Below are 17,070 nucleotides of genomic sequence, written 5' to 3'. Positions count from 1 at the left end.
GTCACCGCGGCGTGCCTCGTGGCATGCACACCGGGAGGGGCGGGCGCGGAACTCCCTCCTTCCTCGGAGTCGCCCCCCAGGACTCCATCGCCTGTCCCTCCCACTCCCACTTCCGCTCCCACCCCCACGAGAGAAGTCGAGGTGCGGCCGGGTGCTCTCCCCACCCCGACCGCATCCGTAGCTCCCGTGAGTCTGGCCATCCCGTCGCTCGCCATCGACATGCCGGTGACGGACGTCGGGGTGGCCGACACCGGACAGATGGAACTTCCGATCGACCCGGCCGTCGCCGGGTGGTACCGATACGGGGCGGATGCCACGAGCACGAGCGGCCGGATTCTGATCGCAGCGCACGTCGACGCGATCGACTATCCGATCGGACCGCTTGCTCGCCTGCGGGACGTGCCCGCAGGCGAGGCCGTCCGTATCACCGCGGCAGACGGCATGAGCCGGGAGTTCGTGGTGCAGTCGCTGACCTACTACGAGAAGACGGCGCTGCCGACGGCCGAGCTCTTCGAGCGCGGCGGTCCCTCCGCCCTGGTTCTCGTGACGTGCGGCGGCCCTTTCGACAGCGAGACCGGGCACTACCGCGATAACGTGGTGGCCGTGGCGGTCCCGCGATGACGCGGGGTGATCACCATGGAGAGGAGACTCCGGGTGGATGAGACCACCGAGGCTGAGGCGGCGCTCGATCGACGTTTCGTCGCGGGCGACGAGCAGGCCCTCGCGGAGCTGTATCGGCGCTGGTCGCCGGTCGTCTTCACGCTTGCGCTTCGCTCGCTCGGCGATCGGGGGGATGCCGAGGACGTCACGCAGCGCACGTTCGTGTCGGCGTGGAACTCTCGCGCCGGATACGACTCGTCGAAGGCGCGCCTGTCGACCTGGCTGATCACGATCGCGCGGCGCCGCATCGCCGACACGTTCGAGGCGCGGGCCAAGGTGCAGCAACTGCAGGCCGAGATGGAGCGCCTCACTCCGCCGGACGCACTCGTCTCGGAGTCGATCGATCTGTCTGAGACTCTGCTGCTGTCGAGCGAGCTGCAGCAGCTCGCTCCTGATGCGCAGGCGGTCATGCGACTGGCCTTCTACGATGACCTGACCCACGAAGAGATCTCACGCAGAATGGGGATGCCGCTCGGCACCGTGAAGAGCCATATACGCCGAAGCCTTGCCCGAATGCGCGACCGATTGGAGGTGAACCATGTCACATCTCGATGACGAGAAGATCGCCCTGATCGCGATGGGGGAGCCTGCCGGCTCCGACGCTGACATGCAGCATCTCGTGGACTGCGAGTCGTGCGCCGCAGAGGTCGCCGAGATGTCCCGGGTGGCGCTCGTGGCGAGATCCAGCGTCGTCGAGGGCGACCTCGAGGCGCCGCCGGCGGGCGTGTGGTCGCGGATCCACGGTGAGCTCGGGTTGACGACGGCGGTCGCTGCCGATCCCGCATCCGTGGTTCCCGTGCCCGTGCCCGAGCCCGAGCCCGTGCCCGTGTCGGTTTCGGAACAGGATGCTGCTGACGCCGGGCATCCGCGTCAGCGCACTCGCGTACGGTCGCGTCGTCGCTCCTCGGCATCCGTCTGGATCCTCGCCGCGTCGATGGCGCTCGTCGTCGCGATCGGTGCCGGTGTGTGGATCGCCCGCTCGCTCACGCCATCGTCAGCGGTGATCGCCTCGGCCGAGCTCGCGGCGTTCCCCGATCACCCCGAGGCGGTCGGACAGGCCGAGATCGACGATGACGGCGACGGCCGCCGCACGCTCACGGTGACGCTCGAAGGCGACGAACTCGCGGACGGCGAGTATCGCGAGGTGTGGCTGATCCGCGAAGACGGGCAGGCGCTGATCAGCCTCGGCGTGCTGGACGACGCGTCCGGCACATTCCGCGTGCCGGACGGCGTCGACCTCGACGAGTACCGCCTGGTCGACATCTCCTTCGAGCCGGTCGACGGCGATCCGGCGCACTCGGGAGATTCGATCGTGCGGGGCGAGCTCGACTTCGCGTGAATCGCGAGCACGATGTGGCGTGAGAGCCGAGCGCGTCGAGGCGCGCTCGGCTCAGGCGGGCGCGCTGCCCGCCTGAGCGAGGACGCGCTGAAGCGGTCGGTAGTGCTCGATGACTGCGGCGCGGTAGGCGTCGACGTCGCCGGCCCGCACCGCGGCGAGCATGTCGCCGTGAGCAACCGCGGTCTGATGGATGTCGTCGGGCTGATCGATGTCGAGCTGTGGCAGCACGGCTGTATGCACATCCCAGAAGGCGCCGACGAGCTGCCCGACGAGCCGGTTGCCGATCGCGTCGAAGAGCTTGGTGTGAAACAGGCGGTCGGCCTCGAGGAAGTGCTCGCCTCTGCTCGCCTTGTCGACCATCTCGGCGACGAGCTCATCGAGTTCTCCGCCGACGTCGACCTGAGCAGCCGCGACGACGCGCTCGGCCATCGAGAGGTCGAGAGCGAGGCGCACCTCGACCACTTCGCGCAGGGACTGGAGAGATCCCTCGGGGGAGAGAACGCCTCGGAAGACGAGGGCTTCGACCATCGGATCCAGTGACATCGGGCCGACGTACGTGCCGTGGCCGTGCCGCACATCGACGATGTCGAGGGTCGACAGGGTGCGGATGGCCTCCCTGACCGACGAGCGTGACACATCGAGTTCTTCGCAGAGCTCGGCCTCTGTCGGGAGTGGATCGCCGGGGGTCAGCCCGCGGGCGATGATGAGCTGCTTGATCTGATCCGCCGTCGTCGAGCGCCGCATCCGCGATGCCCTACTCGTGGTGGACTTCATCTGGTCTCCCTCTGGTCCCGACTGAAACGCTCCGATCATCTCACTCTTGTGATTCGACCGAACGTGTGTTTAGAGTACATCAGACATCAGATGTCCTCAAGATGTCCCCCACCCACCCTGGAGCACACATGAACCGACACGTCACCCGCCGCCGTGCGGGTCGATTCACGACACTGGTCGCCGGCACCGTCGCCGCCTCCGCCGTCCTCGCCGGCTGCGCCGCCGGAGCGACCCCCGCACCCGACGACGGCGCGTCCGCCGGCGCCGTCGATCCCGACGCGATCATCGAAGCGGGCATCTCGTACACGCTCAACGGCAGCTTCGACCCGATGGTCGCCTCCGGCGCCGTCACGGTCTCTGCGAACTGGCACGTCTTCGAGGGACTCGTCGACCTCGACCCCGTCACGCAGGAGGCCGCACCGGCACTCGCCGCCGACCTCCCGACCAAGGTCGACGACACCACCTACGAGATCGACCTCCGCGAGGGCGCGACCTTCCAGAACGGCGACCCGGTCACCGCAGACGACGTCGTCTTCAGCTACGAGCGCGTGCTGAACCCCGACAACAACTCGCTGTTCCGGACCTTCATCGACTTCGTCGACACCGTGACCGCGGTCGACGAGGACACGGTGCAGATCACCACCGACTATCCGTTCTCGCTCATCAACGAGCGCCTCGGCGTCGTCAAGATCGTGCCCAAGGCGGTCGTCGAGGCAGACCCGGAGGGCTTCGGTGCGAACCCGGTCGGCTCCGGTCCGTACTCGCTCGTCTCGGCCGTGCCCGAGGACAAGCTCGTCTTCGAGCGCTATGACGACTACAACGGTCCTCACCCGGCGCTCGCCGCGGGGATGAACTGGAACCTGCTGTCCGACGCTTCCGCTCGCGTCACAGCGATGTCGACGGGCACGATCCAGGCGATGGAGGACGTGCCCTACATCGACGTCGACTCGCTGGCATCCGCCGCCGATGTCGAGAGCGTGCAGTCGTTCGGCCTTCTCTTCATGATGTTCAACACGAAGGCTGCGCCTTTCGACGACGTCCGGGTGCGCCAGGCCATGCACTACGCGCTCGACATGGACAAGATCATCGAGACGGGGATGCTCGGCAACGCGACTCCCGCCACGTCGTTCCTGCCCGAGACCTACCCGAACTACAACGAGGCCTCGACGGTCTACAGCTACGACCCCGAGAAGGCCGAGGAGCTGCTGGCCGAGGCGGGCGTCGACGACCTGTCGATCACGCTGCTCACCACCGACACCGGCTGGGTGAAGGAGGTCGCACCCCTGATCAAGGAATCGCTGGACGCCATCGGAATCGACACGACGCTCGACATCGGGCAGTCCGCTGCGATGTACGAGAAGGTCGACTCCGGCGACTACACGGTCGCGATCGCTCCGGGAGACCCCTCGGTCTTCGGCGTCGACCCCGACCTGCTCATGAACTGGTGGTACGGCGAGAACGTCTGGACCCAGACCCGCACCAACTGGGCCGACTCACCCGAGTACGCCGAGCTGCGCACACTCCTCGACGACGCCGTGCAGCAGCAGGGCGACGAGCAGCAGGCTACGTGGGACAAGGCGTACGACCTGATCTCCGATGAGGCCGTGCTCTACCCGCTGTTCCACCGCAAGCTGCCCACCGCGTGGAGCAGCCAGGAGCTGATCGGGTTCGCTCCCGTCCCCACCACCGGCCTGTCGTTCCTCGACGTCGGCGTGGCGGCGAAGTAGCCCCGGTCTCCACGGCGGGGATGCGCGCCCGAGCGCATCCCCGCCACACCTCCCCGAACCTGGAAGGAGCGGCACGTGTCCAACACGCTCCGCCTCATCGGACGACGGCTGCTGCAGCTGCCGTTCATGATCCTCGGCATCACGTTCCTCGTCTTCTTCGTGATGTCGTTCTCGCCCGTCGACCCCGCCCGCACCGCGCTCGGAGAGACCGCATCCCCCGAGGCGCTCGAGGCATACCGAGAACAGTACGGCCTCGAGCAGCCGCTGCTCGTGCGCTACTTCGCCTTCTTGGTCGGGCTGCTGCAGGGCAACCTCGGCACCTACTCGGCACGGAGTCTTCCGGTGATCGACGAGGTCGTCCGCGCCTTCCCCGTCACGCTCGCGCTGACCTTCCTCGGTCTCGTCATCGCCGTCATCGTCGCCTTCGTGATCGGCGTCCTCGCCGCCGTCTACCGCGACCGCTGGCCCGACCAGCTCATCCGCATCATCGGTGTGGCGTCGCTGTCGACGCCCTCGTTCTGGCTCGCGATCCTGCTCATCCAGCTCTTCACCCTCGGGCTGAACGTGCTCCCCGCGTCCGGTCCATTGCCCGATCCCTGGGCGGATCCCTCCGGGTGGCTCGCCCGCATGGCGTTGCCGGCCATCGCTCTCGCCGTTCCGGTGATCGGCCAGCTGTCCCGTGTCGTGCGCACCTCGATGGTCGAGGAGCTCGATCGTGACTACGTGCGCACGGCGCTCGGCGCCGGCATCCCGCGCACCATCGTCGTCGGCCGCAACGTGCTGCGCAACGCCCTGATCACGCCCGTGACCGTGCTCGGTCTGCGCATCGGCTACCTCATCGGCGGGGCGGTCGTGATCGAGATCATCTTCGCGATCCCCGGCATGGGCACGCTGATCCTCAACGGCGTGACCAACAACGAACCCAATCTCGTGCAGGGCGTGACTCTCGCAGTGTCACTGGCCTTCGTGGTGATCAACATCATCGTCGACCTCCTGTACGTGCTCATCAATCCCCGAATCCGGGCGGTGTGACATGCGACGCAAACTGACTGAACGACTCTCGCTTCCGGGACTCCGCCTCGGCGGCCTGTCCCTCGGCTCCCTGATCTGCATCGTGGTGCTCGCAGTGATCGCGCTGGCTGCGATCGCGGCACCGCTGATCGCGCCGTTCGATCCGCTGGCATCCGGCGCTCCGGTGCAGCCACCGAGCGCGGAGCACTGGTTCGGCACCGACCGTCAGGGCCGCGACATCTTCTCCCGCCTGGTCTACGGCGCGCGGTACTCCCTGGTGATCGGGCTCGGCGCGACTCTGGTCGCACTGGCCGCCGCCTGCGTGTTCGGCACCATCGCCGCCACCGCCCCCCGGTGGATCTCCGAGACCCTCATGCGGGTGATGGACGTGGTGATGTCCTTCCCCGGCATCGCGCTCGCCGCGGTGTTCGTGGCGGTGTTCGGCAAGTCGCTCCCGGTGCTCGTCCTGACGATCGCCTTCCTCTATGTACCGCAGCTCACCCGCATCATCCGTGCGAACATCCTCGACCAGTATGGCGAGGACTACGTCTCGGCGGTGCGCGTCATGGGCGCGGGCACCCCGCGGATCATCGCGAAGCACGTCGCCCGCAACGCGATGGCTCCGGTGCTCGTGTTCGCGACCGTGCTCGTCGCCGACGCGATCGTCTTCGAGGCGTCGCTGTCGTTCCTGCAGGCCGGCGTGCCCGACCCTGAGCCGTCGTGGGGCAACGTGATCGCCGCCGGGCGCAACCTGCTGATGAGCGGGGCATGGTGGGCGACGTTCTTCCCCGGCATCCTCATCATGCTGACCGTGCTCTGCCTCAACATCCTCTCCGAGGGGATGACCGATGCGATGGTGTCGCCGCGTGCACGCAAGATCACCGCGGATGCCGCGAACACCGAGGAGTCGACGCACGAGCTCGAAGAGGCGGCCGCCGGCCCCGACGACACGAACGTGATCGTCACGGTCGACACGGCGGTCAACCTCTCGGTGCCGAGCGGCGTGCCTGACGTGCTGGTGCCGGTGGCGCCCGCTGTGCCTCTCTCCGAGCGGCTCGCCGACCTGCGCCAGCGCGAGCTCGCGCGCACCGACCGCCTCGTCTATTCGGGCGTCGAGACCCCGCTGCTCGACGTGCAGGACCTCTGCATCTCGTTCCCGCGGCACGGCGACGTCGATGTGGTCGACCATGTCAGCTTCACGGTGCGCCCCGGCGAGACCATGGCGCTGGTGGGTGAGTCGGGCTGCGGCAAGTCGATCACCTCGCTCGCGATCATGGGACTGCTCGACCCCAAGGCCGACGTCCGAGGGCGCATCCTGTTCGACGGTCAGGATCTGCTGCAGATGACCCCCAAGAGGCGCAACGCGCTGCGAGGGCACGACATCGCGATGATCTACCAGGATGCGCTGAGCTCGCTGAACCCGGCGATGCTCATCCGCTCGCAGATGAAGCAGCTCACCTCCCGAGGGGGCACCCGCACGGCGGAAGACCTGCTCGAGCTGGTGGGTCTCGACCCCGCTCGCACACTCGCCTCGTACCCGCACGAGCTGTCGGGAGGTCAGCGGCAACGCGTGCTGATCGCGATGGCGCTCACCCGCGACCCGCGACTGGTGATCGCCGACGAGCCGACCACCGCTCTCGACGTCACGGTGCAGGCGCAGGTCGTCGAGCTGCTGATGCGACTGCAGCGCGAGCTCGGCTTCGCCCTCGTCTTCGTGTCGCACGACCTGGCGCTCGTCGCCGAGCTCACTCACCGCATCACGGTGATGTACGCGGGGCAGGTCGTCGAGCAGGGCACGACCCGCGAGATCCTGACCCAGCCGGTGCACGAGTACACGCAGGGGCTGCTCGGTGCCGTGCTGTCGATCGAGGCGGGCTCCGACAGGCTCCACCAGGTCTCCGGCGTCGTCCCGTCGCCGCGCGACTTCCCCGCCGGCGACCGCTTCGCTCCTCGTTCGTCCGCCCCTGCCCGCTATGCGGGGGTCACACCGGTGCGCCGGCGGATCGAGGGAACCGAGCACTACTACTCGGCGCATCCGGACGATGCGCCCATCGAAGCGATCGGAGCAGGACGATGAGTGAGACCGTCATCGAGCTCGAGGACGTCCACGTCCGCTACAAGACGCGTGCGTCATCGCTGTTCAAGCCGAAGTACGTCGACGCGCTGGCCGGTGTCTCGCTCACCGTGAAACGAGGGCAGACCCTGGGGATCGTGGGTGAGTCGGGATCGGGCAAGTCCACCTCGGCCAAGGTGCTTGTCGGCCTCGAGAAGCCGACCAGCGGCCGGGTCGTGTTCGGCGGCGAGACGGTGACGTCGTTCACTCCGGCGGTGCGCCGACGGCTCGGACGCATCCTGTCGGTCGTCTTCCAGGACCCCGCTACCGCTCTGAACGCCCGGATGACCGTGCGTGACGCGCTGCTGGACCCGATGCAGGTGCACCGGCTCGGCACGCCTGCGACCCGTGGTCGCAAGGTGCGCGACCTGATCGGACTCGTCGGGCTTCCCGCCTCGGCGCTCGAGGCTCTGCCCAGTCAACTCTCGGGTGGTCAGCGTCAGCGCGTCGCCATCGCCAGGGCGCTGGTGCTCGATCCGCAGGTGATCGTCGCCGACGAACCGACCTCGGCGCTCGACGTGTCGGTGAGGGCGCAGATCCTCAACCTCCTCACCGACCTGAAGGAGCAGCTCGGCCTCGGCATGGTCTTCATCTCTCATGACATCCAGACCGTCCGCTACCTCTCAGACGAGATCGCCGTGATGAACCGCGGGAGGGTCGTCGAGTTCGGCGATGCCGCTCGCGTGTTCGAGGCGCCCTCCGACGACTACACCAGAACGCTGCTGGGCGCCGCGCCCTCGCTGCTCGAACCGACCAACTGAAACGACCGGAACACCATGACTTCTGCATCCCCCTCCGTCACCTTCACCGGTGTCGTCCCGCCCGTCGCCACCCCACTGCTGCCCGACGGCACGATCGACCACGTGTCGCTCGAACGGCTCGTCGAGCGACTGATCGACGAGGGCGTGTCGGGCCTCTTCGCGCTCGGATCGACGGGCGAGACCGCCTATTTCACCGACGACCAGCGCGTCGAGCTGCTCACCACGATCGTCAGGACGAACGCGGGGCGGGTGCCGATCATCGCCGGCGCGATCGAGCTCACCGCCCCCCGTATCATCGAGACCGCGCGTCGCCTGGTCGCGGCGGGTGCACAGGCGATCGTCACGACGGCCCCGCTCTACACGCTGAACTCCGCCGCAGAGGTCGCCGACCACTTCCGCGCGATCGCCGCCGCGATCGACGTGCCGCTGTGGGCGTACGACGTGCCCGTGCGAGTGCACTCCAAGCTGGGCATCGATCTGCTCGTGCGGCTCGGCGCCGAGGGAGTCATCCGCGGGGTCAAGGACTCCTCCGGTGACGACGTCTCGTTCCGCCGTCTGATCGCCGCGAACGACGCCGCGGGGCGCCCGCTGCAGCTGCTCACTGGCCACGAGGTCGTCGTCGACGCTATGGCCCTTGCGGGTGCCGATGGAGTGGTTCCGGGCTTCGCGAACGTCGAGGCTGCGGGCTACGTCAGGCTGTGGGACGCCGCGCAGCGCGGCGACTGGGCCGAGGCGCGCAGCGAGCAGGAGCGCATCAACCGCGCGTTCGACATCGTCTTCGAACCGCAGGGCCTCTCGGGTGACGCGACCGGTGTCGGCGCATTCAAGGCGGCCATGCACGCCCGCGGCATCATCGACCACGCGACGATGGCCGACACCGTGCAACCGCTCGATGCCGAGACCGTCTCGCGCATCCGTCAGATCCTCTCCGAGCAGGGGATGCTGCCGGTCGTCGTCTCCTGATGGCGCATCGTCTCGTGCCAGCGGGGTCGAGCGAGGTCGTCCTGGCGGTCGACATCGGCGGCACCAAGACATCGGCGGCCCTCGCCGACCGTGACGATGTGCTGCTGTGCACCGAGACGGCGCCGACGCGCGCGGCTGAAGGACCGACGGCGGTCGTCTCGACCGTCGCAGGCCTGGCGCGCAGGCTCCTCGACGGATCATCGGCGCGGCTCGTCGGCGTCGGCATCGGAGCGGCCGGCGTCGTCAACGCCGTCACCGGCACGATCGTCTCGGCGACCGACACGTTCGCCGACTGGCCGGGCACACCCGTGGCCATGCTCGTGCGCGAGGCGCTGGGCGACCTGCTCGTGCCAGACGCCCCGGTCGTCGTGCAGAACGACGTCGACGCGCATGCCGAGGGCGAGCACCGGCACGGGGCGGCAGCCGGTGCCGCGAGCGCGCTCGTCGTCGCCGTGGGCACCGGTGTCGGTGCGGGGCTCATCATCGGCGGCAGCGCCGTGCGCGGGGCCCATCACGTCGCAGGTGAGATCGCCCACCTGCCGACACCGGGTGCCGAGCATCTGCGCTGCCCCTGCGGTCGTATGGGCCATCTCGAGGCCATCGGCTCGGGCATCGGTCTGCACGCGCATTTCCGTTGGCTCGGCGGAGACCCGCTCATCGTCGATGCCCGAGGCATTGCGGCCGCCGCGGCCGACGGCGACCCGGTCGCCATCCGTGCCGTCAGCGAGTCCGCAGCCGCGGTCGGTCGTGCGCTCGCCGGAGCCGCCACGATTCTCGACCCCGAGCGGATCGTGATCACCGGGGGGGTGCCGAAGATCGGCGACGCCTGGTGGGAGCCGATGCTGCGCTCGTTCGCAGACGACGCCATCGACGCGCTGCAGTCCACTCCGATCCTGCCGGGCGTGCTCGGCGACGACGCGCCTCTGCGAGGCGCGGCAGCATCCGCCTGGAGGGCGATATGACATCCACAGACATGCTCGACGAGCTGCGCGGGGGCCTCGTCGTCTCGTGCCAGGCCTACCCCGGCGAGGCGATGCGCGACCCCCGCACCATGGCGCAGGTCGCACAGGCCGCGGTCGTCGGCGGAGCCGCCGGCATCCGGGTGCAGGGGCTCGACGACATCAGAGCGGTCGCCGGCATGACCGTGCCCGTGATCGGGCTGTGGAAAGACGGCGACGCCGACGTCTTCATCACCCCGACGCTCGAGCACGCGAAGGCGGTCGCCGACGCGGGTGCCGACATCATCGCGATCGACGGGACTCGCAGGACTCGCCCCGACGAGCGCAGTCTTGCCGAGACGATCACCGCGCTCCGTGAGCACACCGACGCACTGATCATGGCGGACTGCGGCTCGCTCGACGACGCGCTCGCGGCCGAGCATGCCGGCGCAGACATCCTCGGGACGACACTCGCGGGCTACACGGCGGAGCGACCGAAGACCGACGGCCCCGACATCGAGCTGATCGCGCTCCTGGCCGCGCACTGCAGCACTCCGATCATGGCGGAGGGGCGCATCCACTCGCCTGCTCAGGCAGCGGCCGCGGCTGCCGCCGGAGCATTCGCGGTGTGCGTCGGCACGGCGATCACCCACCCGGCGACCATCACGTCATGGTTCGTCTCCGCACTGACCGAGGAGAGCTGATGGACGTCGTCATCGCGCCCGAAGAACAGATCGGCGAGATCGTCGCCGACGACATCACCGCACTGATCGCCGCCCGACCGGATGCCGTGCTCGGCCTCGCGACGGGTTCGAGCCCCCAGCGCATCTACCGCGCGGTCGCAGAGCGGGTCGCGCGCGGGCAGCTCTCCCTCGCCCGCGCTCGGGGATTCATGCTCGACGAGTACGTCGGGCTGCCGGCAGGACATCCGTGCCGCTACAGCACGGTGATCCGCGAGGACTTCGTCTCGCGCGTCGACCTCGCCCCCGGCGCGGTGCGCGGGCCGGACGGCGACGCCGCCGATCTGAACGCGGCGTGCGACGAATACGAGGATGCGATCCGCGAGGCGGGCGGTGTCGACCTGCAGATCCTGGGCATCGGCACGGACGGGCATATCGCGTTCAACGAGCCGGGTTCGTCGCTGGCGTCGAGGACGCGGGTGAAGACGCTCACCGCGCAGACCCGCGATGACAACGCACGATTCTTCGGCGGCGACGTCTCTGCGGTTCCGTATCACTGCCTCACGCAGGGGCTCGGCACGATCATGGACGCGCGGCGCATCGTGCTCGTCGCGACCGGCGAGGCGAAGGCGGAGGCCGTCGCGCAGCTCGTCGAGGGCCCTGTGTCGGCCCGATGGCCCGCGACGATCCTGCAACACCACCGACACGTCACCGTGCTCGTCGATGACGCGGCCGCATCCCGGCTCGCGCTCGCCGAGTACTACCGGCACACTCAGGCGCACCGCCACCTGGTGTCATGACCGAGCCGCTCGCGCCGCTGCTGATCAGCTCCTACGCCGTCTCTCCCGCGCACGCGACCTGGGATCCCGATCTCGAGGCCGAGCTTCTGCCTGCGCTCTGCGCACTGCCCGGCGTGGTGGGGCTCGAGGTGCCGTGGATGGGTGGCATCCATCCGCATGATCCGGCCTGGTTCCTGAGCCACGTGCCCGCCGGGGCCCAGCTCGCGGTGACCCCGTTGCCGTGGGTGATGAGGCGGTGCGGTGCCGATGCGAGCTACGGCATCGCCTCCCCGGAGGAGGACGGGCGCCGTGCCGCCATCGCGGATCTGCGCGCCGTCGCCCATGACCTGCGGCGGATCGACCGCGACACCGATGCGTCAGTGACGGTGGTCGCGCTCCACACCGCACCTCAGGGCGGGGGAGACCGGATGCGTCTGGCGGCATCGCTCGCCGAGATCGCCGGATGGGACTGGGCGGGTGCGCAGCTCGTCGTCGAGCACTGCGACGCGGCGACGACGAGACATCCGTGGGAGAAGGGCTTCCTGTCGCTCGACGACGAGATCGATGCGATCCTCACTGTCGAGTCTCCGGTGGCGCTCTGGCTGAACTGGGGACGCTCGGTGATCGAGACCCGCGACGCCGACGCGGTGACCGCGCAGGTCGCCGCCGCGGCGGCGACCGGTCGCCTCGCCGGGCTCACCTTCTCGGGGTCTGCCGCGGTCGACGGGCCGTACGGTCCTGCCTGGACGGACGGGCACCTGCCGCTCGCCGGCGCGGATCCTGCGTCAGGGTCGCTGTTGGACGCGGCCCATGTCGCCGCCGCGCTCGCCGCCGCCGGTCAGGTCGACCGCCTCGGACTCAAGGTGAGTCGACGCCCTGGCGACACGACTGCGGATGCCGTGCTGCAGACGGTCGAAGACAATCTGCGAGCGTTGCGGGCGGCTGCGCGCGCGTGAGCGCCGCTGAGCCCTCTTCTACGCAGCTCGCTCCCGCACGGCCGGTCGGGTGAGTCGCGGGATCAACGACGGCGTGTTCTCGCGGTACTCGACGTAGTCGGGACGGTCGCCCCACTTCTTCTCGGCGCGTGCCTCGAGCAGCGGGATGCCGCTCACCCGCGTGAGCAGCAGGATCACGAACAGCGGCGAGAGCAGCGCGACCCACTGCCACCCGGCGAGCACGGGGGCGGCGGTCAGGAAGACGCCCACCCAGATGACGATCTCGCCGAAGTAGTTGGGGTGGCGAGACCTCGACCACAGGCCGGTGCGGATGAACTCGTCCTTGTTGCGCGGGTCTGCGCGGAATGCCGACTTCTGCGCGTCGGCGACGATCTCGATGGTCATGCCGAGCAGCCACACGACGATGCCGACGATGGTCAGCCATCCGATCGGGGCGCGTGCCGCGGCATCCGTGCTGATCGCGATCCATGCCGCCGCCGCGGTCAGTGACACCCACGCACCCTGGATCACCCACACCTGCAGGAAGCGCACGGGCGAGCCCTTGATCTCGTCGAAGCGGCCGTCGGATCCGGCCTTGTGCACGCGCAGGGCGAGGAAGGACCCGAGGCGGGCGGCCCACAGGATCACCATCGCCGCGAGGATCCAGCTGCGCGCATCCGGCATCGGCGTCAGCAGCACGAGGGCGACGGAGATCGCCAGGAAGGTGAGGCTGCCGGTGAGGTCGAAGAACCGCTCGGTGCGCAGGATCATCGCGGGGATGAACGCGATGACCTGGATCGCGAAGGCCGCGGCGACGGCGAGGGCGAACAGCGGGATGCCGCCGATCATCGCACCGCCCTGGCTGCCGGCGAGCGCGACGAGGGCTCCGATCACGAGCGCGACGATGATCGCGACGACGGAGGAGCGCGAGGATTTGGGGGTGGATGAGGTGGGGGAGGACATGGCGTTCTTTCTGCTTCTCAGAGGTACAGGTCTTCGACGGTGACGGCTGCGCGATCCAGCACGACACTCCGCTTGAGTTTCATGGTCGGCGTGACCAGCGCGCGGTCCTCGAGGTCGGCGAAGACCACGCTGAACCGGCGCACCTGCTCGCTGCGAGCCACGAGGGCGTTGGCGGCGTCGACGGCACGCTGCAGGTGAGCGCGCAGGGTCGGGTCGGTCACGGCGCGCAGGTCTGTCTCGGCGACCAGGGGGATGCTGACGCCTTCGGCGGCGGCCCATGCCAGGGTCTGCTCGGGGTCGAGAACGAGAAGCGCCGAGAGATACGGCTTGCCTTCGCCCACCATCACCGCGTGCGAGACGAGCGGATTCGCCTCGACCGCGCTCTCCCACCGGGTCGGCACGACGGTCTTGCCGTTCGAGGTCACGATCACGTCTTTGAGTCGACCCTCGAGAATGAGCCGGCCTTGGTCGTCCAGCCGCCCGAGATCGCCGGTGCGGAAGAAGCCGTCGACGAAGGCGCCCTCGTCGTGAGCCGGATCGCGATACCCGGCGAAGACGCCGATGCCGCGGGCGAGCACCTCTCCGTCGTCACTGATGCGCACCGTGAGACCGGGGAGCGGCGAGCCGACACTGCCCGAGGCGATGCGACCGGGCAGATTCCCGGTGAGTGGCGCCGTCGTCTCGGTCAGTCCGTAGCCCTCGATGACGGGCACCCCGATGCCGCGGAAGAAGAGCGAGAGGTCGGCATCGAGCGCTGCTCCGCCCGAGAGGATGTACCCGACCCGGCCGCCCATCACGGTGCGGAGGCGGCGGAAGAAGAGGGCGTCGAAGAAGCGGTGCCGCAGGCTGAGCCCGCGGTTCTTCGGGATTCGCCGTCCGGCGTCGATCCGCTCGGCGCGGTGGCCCCATGCGACGGCCGTCGCATGGGCTCTCGCCCACACCTTCGCGAGGCCCTTGTCGGCAGCCTTCGTGGCAGCCGCCGCCTGGATCTTCTGCAGCACGCGCGGCACGACCACGAGGAACGTCGGGCGCAGCGTGTCGAGGGTCGCGACGACGGTCGAAGGATCGGAGAGGTGCGCGATGCGCATTCCGCTGGCCAGGCAGATCAGCTGAAGCCCGCGTGCCAGCACGTGGGCGAGCGGCAGGAAGATGACGGTGTTGCCCTGCTCGTTCACGATCTCGCGATACGCGGCGGCGATGTTGAGCACCTGACCGAGGAAGTTGCGGTGCGTGAGAACGACGCCCTTGGGCTCGCCCGTGGTGCCCGAGGTGTAGACGATCGTCGCAGGGTCGTCCTGCGTGGCTGAGGTTCTGCGGGCGTCGAGCTCGTCATCGGAGACGTCGACGCCGTGCGCGACCAGGTCTGCGAGAGTGCCGGATGCCGCGGCATCCATCGTCCAGGCTCCGAGTGTGATCCGCTCGGTCTCCGTGAGCGCCGCCTGCAGAAGCACCGCGTGCTCTGTGGTGCCGCCGATCGCCAGACGCACCCCGGCATCGGCGACGATGGCATTCACCTGCGAGGGCGACGACGTCTCGTAGATCGGCACGACGACGGCGCCGGCGAACCAGGACGCGAGGTCGGCGACGGCCCATTCGTATCGCGTCGGCGCCATGATCGCGATGGGGTCACCGGCCCGCACGCCCTGGGCGATGAAGCCCTTGGCCAGAGCGCGCACCTGGTTGAGGAATTCCCGAGTCGTGATCGGGCGCCACGAGCCTCGGGCATCCGCTCCTTTGACCTCGAAGGCGACGTGATCCGGGGCGATGGCTGCGCGCGCGACCAGCAGGTCGGTGACGTTGCGATACCCGTCGAGGTCGGCAAGCGGCGGGGTCGACGACTCGATCATCGGAACTCCTCTCGGGCGCGCGAGAACGGGCCCATCTGCACCTGTTCGGAGCCGAGGAGGAATCGGATGGGATGCAGATGTGAGGCGTGCCTCGTGTCAGCTGGCGTCAGGCGCCCGACGGCTGCGCTTCACGACGACCACGATGAGGATGATGACGCCAGCGACGGCGGCGAGGGCGAGGACGACCACGAGCGCCAGGCTGACCAGCACCATCGGCAGCTCCGATTGCGGGGCCGCGACCGGCTCCGGGGTGGGGGTCGGAGAAGGCGGGTTGTAGACCGCGTCGAAGGACGGAGAGCGCTCCTCCACGAAGAGTGGGTGCTCGTCCGGGTACTGCGTCGGGTCTTCGGCGATGAACCGGGTGGCGTTGACGATCCCGTATCCGTATCTGTCGGACCGCTCGAGCTCATGGGGGTTCGATCCGGTGTTGTGGATGAGTGACTGGGTCAGCTGCGCGGCTGTCGCATCGGGCCACTTCTGCATGCCGAGAGCGATGAGCCCCGCGACGAGGGGTGTCGCTGCGGAGTTTCCCTGCCAGGTGGTCATGCCCCACGTTTCGTTGAACCCGACGCCCGCGACACCGATTCCGGGGGCTGTGACGTCGGTGTTCGGGTCGGCCATGTCCTCCTCTGAGTACCTCTTCTTCGCGGGAGCAGCGGTGGCGTCGACCGAGGCGACATTGATGACCCCGTTGCCTTCGTCCAACTCGAATGTCCAAACGGTGTCGTCGTTGGGCAGGCCTGCGACGATGACGACCCCGGCCCTCAGGGCCATCGCCACACTCTCGTACGCGCCTTCGGAAAGTTCCTCGGCGAGCTTCGCCGAGCCGCCAGACATCGTCACGATGTCCGTCCCGCGGGCGACGGCATCGTCAAGGACATCCTCGAACGGGGCCTTGCACGTATATGGAGACTGACCCAGGCTGTCCCCGCCTTGCAGCGCTCCGTAGTACAAGATGTGGGCCTCCGGTGCGATGCCCTTCGGCCCTTCGCCACTCTCGGACGTGCCGTTGCCGACGATGAGCGACGTCACCGAGGTGCCGTGCTTCAACTCCTCGTACTGAGTCGGCGCATAATCCAGCGGGTCGTGGCATCCATCGAAGTCGGGGACCTCGATGTCCGCGCCCTGCAGCGTCGGCGCGTCGAGGTAAAGACCACCGTCGAACACCGCGATCGTCACACCCTCGCCGGTGATGCCGGCGTCGTGGATCGGCGCGATCTTCATCGCGTCCATGTACCAGTTGGGCCCGCCGCCGGAGAAGTCCTGCGCGGATGCCGCGCTCGGAACCACTGCCGCGGTCGCCAATGCCACCACTGCTGCTCCGGCCGCGATCCATCGTCGTGCGCGATTCGCCATCATCTTTCCCCCCCGGGTCATGCTGGGTATCAGCCTAGACGTCACGGGGCTGGCGTCATGGTCGTCATGGTCGACGAACGCGCACGTGCTTCGCGAGTTCGCCCGCGCTCCCGTCGGCATCCGGGTGACGCGGCGAACGAGCAAGCCGACGCCTGCGTCGAACCCGGGACCTCGGTGGATGCCGTCTGTCCTCTGCTCTTGAGGCAACAGGATCCGTCGACGAC

Annotated in this window: 16 protein-coding genes; 12 read left to right on the top strand and 4 right to left on the bottom strand. The window is 68.7% G+C overall.

What is annotated here, in order from left to right; all coding sequences use genetic code 11:
- Positions 1-186 precede the first annotated feature (186 nt).
- Genes RQG82_RS05105 through RQG82_RS05095 form a run of 3 tightly spaced genes read left to right on the top strand, consistent with a single transcriptional unit; the run spans position 187 to position 1,999 of the window.
- Complete coding sequence (locus RQG82_RS05105; protein ID WP_311258054.1) at positions 187-621, top strand: class F sortase; 435 nt, start codon at positions 187-189, stop codon at positions 619-621.
- A 33-nt stretch (positions 622-654) separates the two neighbouring features.
- Positions 655-1,215 carry an RNA polymerase sigma factor gene (locus tag RQG82_RS05100; RefSeq protein ID WP_140038378.1) on the top strand — a complete coding sequence of 187 codons (561 nt, stop codon included), beginning with the start codon at positions 655-657 and terminating at the stop codon, positions 1,213-1,215.
- Positions 1,199-1,999, top strand: coding sequence for an anti-sigma factor (locus RQG82_RS05095; RefSeq protein ID WP_311258053.1), 801 nt, complete (start codon positions 1,199-1,201; stop codon positions 1,997-1,999). The genes RQG82_RS05100 and RQG82_RS05095 overlap by 17 nt, the downstream gene beginning before the upstream one ends.
- 51 nt (positions 2,000-2,050) lie before the next feature.
- Here the strand turns inward: RQG82_RS05095 and RQG82_RS05090 are convergent, their stop codons facing one another.
- Positions 2,051-2,773 (bottom strand): FadR/GntR family transcriptional regulator, encoded by a 723-nt coding sequence (locus tag RQG82_RS05090; RefSeq protein WP_311258052.1) that lies wholly within the window; start codon positions 2,771-2,773, stop codon positions 2,051-2,053.
- Between the two features lie 128 nt (positions 2,774-2,901).
- Between RQG82_RS05090 and RQG82_RS05085 the strand changes: the two genes are divergently transcribed.
- The 9 genes from RQG82_RS05085 to RQG82_RS05045 all read left to right on the top strand — a co-directional run bounded on the left by RQG82_RS05085 (position 2,902) and on the right by RQG82_RS05045 (position 12,701).
- Entirely contained in the window at positions 2,902-4,500 is a 1,599-nt protein-coding gene (locus tag RQG82_RS05085) for an ABC transporter substrate-binding protein (protein WP_311258051.1), read from the top strand.
- Between the two features lie 75 nt (positions 4,501-4,575).
- Entirely contained in the window at positions 4,576-5,532 is a 957-nt protein-coding gene (locus tag RQG82_RS05080) for an ABC transporter permease (protein WP_311258050.1), read from the top strand.
- Between the two features lies 1 nt (position 5,533).
- Positions 5,534-7,588 (top strand): dipeptide/oligopeptide/nickel ABC transporter permease/ATP-binding protein, encoded by a 2,055-nt coding sequence (locus tag RQG82_RS05075; RefSeq protein WP_311258049.1) that lies wholly within the window; start codon positions 5,534-5,536, stop codon positions 7,586-7,588.
- The gene (locus RQG82_RS05070; RefSeq protein ID WP_311258048.1) at positions 7,585-8,385 is read left to right on the top strand and encodes an ABC transporter ATP-binding protein; all 801 of its coding nucleotides are present in this window, start codon (positions 7,585-7,587) and stop codon (positions 8,383-8,385) included. Before RQG82_RS05075 ends, RQG82_RS05070 begins: the two co-directional genes overlap by 4 nt.
- A gap of 15 nt (positions 8,386-8,400) precedes the next feature.
- Positions 8,401-9,348: a dihydrodipicolinate synthase family protein gene (locus RQG82_RS05065; RefSeq protein ID WP_311258047.1), complete on the top strand. Its 948-nt coding sequence runs from the start codon at positions 8,401-8,403 to the stop codon at positions 9,346-9,348.
- Entirely contained in the window at positions 9,348-10,310 is a 963-nt protein-coding gene (locus RQG82_RS05060) for an ROK family protein (protein WP_311258046.1), read from the top strand. The genes RQG82_RS05065 and RQG82_RS05060 overlap by 1 nt, the downstream gene beginning before the upstream one ends.
- Positions 10,307-10,990: an N-acetylmannosamine-6-phosphate 2-epimerase gene (locus tag RQG82_RS05055; protein ID WP_311258045.1), complete on the top strand. Its 684-nt coding sequence runs from the start codon at positions 10,307-10,309 to the stop codon at positions 10,988-10,990. The genes RQG82_RS05060 and RQG82_RS05055 overlap by 4 nt, the downstream gene beginning before the upstream one ends.
- Positions 10,990-11,766 carry a glucosamine-6-phosphate deaminase gene (gene nagB, locus RQG82_RS05050; RefSeq protein WP_311258044.1) on the top strand — a complete coding sequence of 259 codons (777 nt, stop codon included), beginning with the start codon at positions 10,990-10,992 and terminating at the stop codon, positions 11,764-11,766. The genes RQG82_RS05055 and nagB overlap by 1 nt, the downstream gene beginning before the upstream one ends.
- Positions 11,763-12,701 (top strand): DUF4862 family protein, encoded by a 939-nt coding sequence (locus tag RQG82_RS05045; protein ID WP_311258043.1) that lies wholly within the window; start codon positions 11,763-11,765, stop codon positions 12,699-12,701. Before nagB ends, RQG82_RS05045 begins: the two co-directional genes overlap by 4 nt.
- Before the next feature lie 18 nt (positions 12,702-12,719).
- Here the strand turns inward: RQG82_RS05045 and RQG82_RS05040 are convergent, their stop codons facing one another.
- The 3 genes from RQG82_RS05040 to RQG82_RS05030 form a co-directional block, all read right to left on the bottom strand.
- The gene (locus tag RQG82_RS05040; RefSeq protein ID WP_311258042.1) at positions 12,720-13,643 is read right to left on the bottom strand and encodes a DUF1295 domain-containing protein; all 924 of its coding nucleotides are present in this window, start codon (positions 13,641-13,643) and stop codon (positions 12,720-12,722) included.
- Positions 13,644-13,660: 17 nt separating this feature from the next.
- Entirely contained in the window at positions 13,661-15,490 is a 1,830-nt protein-coding gene (locus tag RQG82_RS05035) for an AMP-dependent synthetase/ligase (RefSeq protein WP_311258041.1), read from the bottom strand.
- A gap of 96 nt (positions 15,491-15,586) precedes the next feature.
- Complete coding sequence (locus tag RQG82_RS05030; RefSeq protein ID WP_311258040.1) at positions 15,587-16,867, bottom strand: S8 family serine peptidase; 1,281 nt, start codon at positions 16,865-16,867, stop codon at positions 15,587-15,589.
- Positions 16,868-17,070 lie beyond the last annotated feature (203 nt).

It is taken from the genome of Microbacterium sp. WCS2018Hpa-9 (assembly GCF_031843745.1).
GTDB lineage: Bacteria > Actinomycetota > Actinomycetes > Actinomycetales > Microbacteriaceae > Microbacterium.
This window is presented reverse-complemented; position numbering and strand designations above follow the sequence as displayed.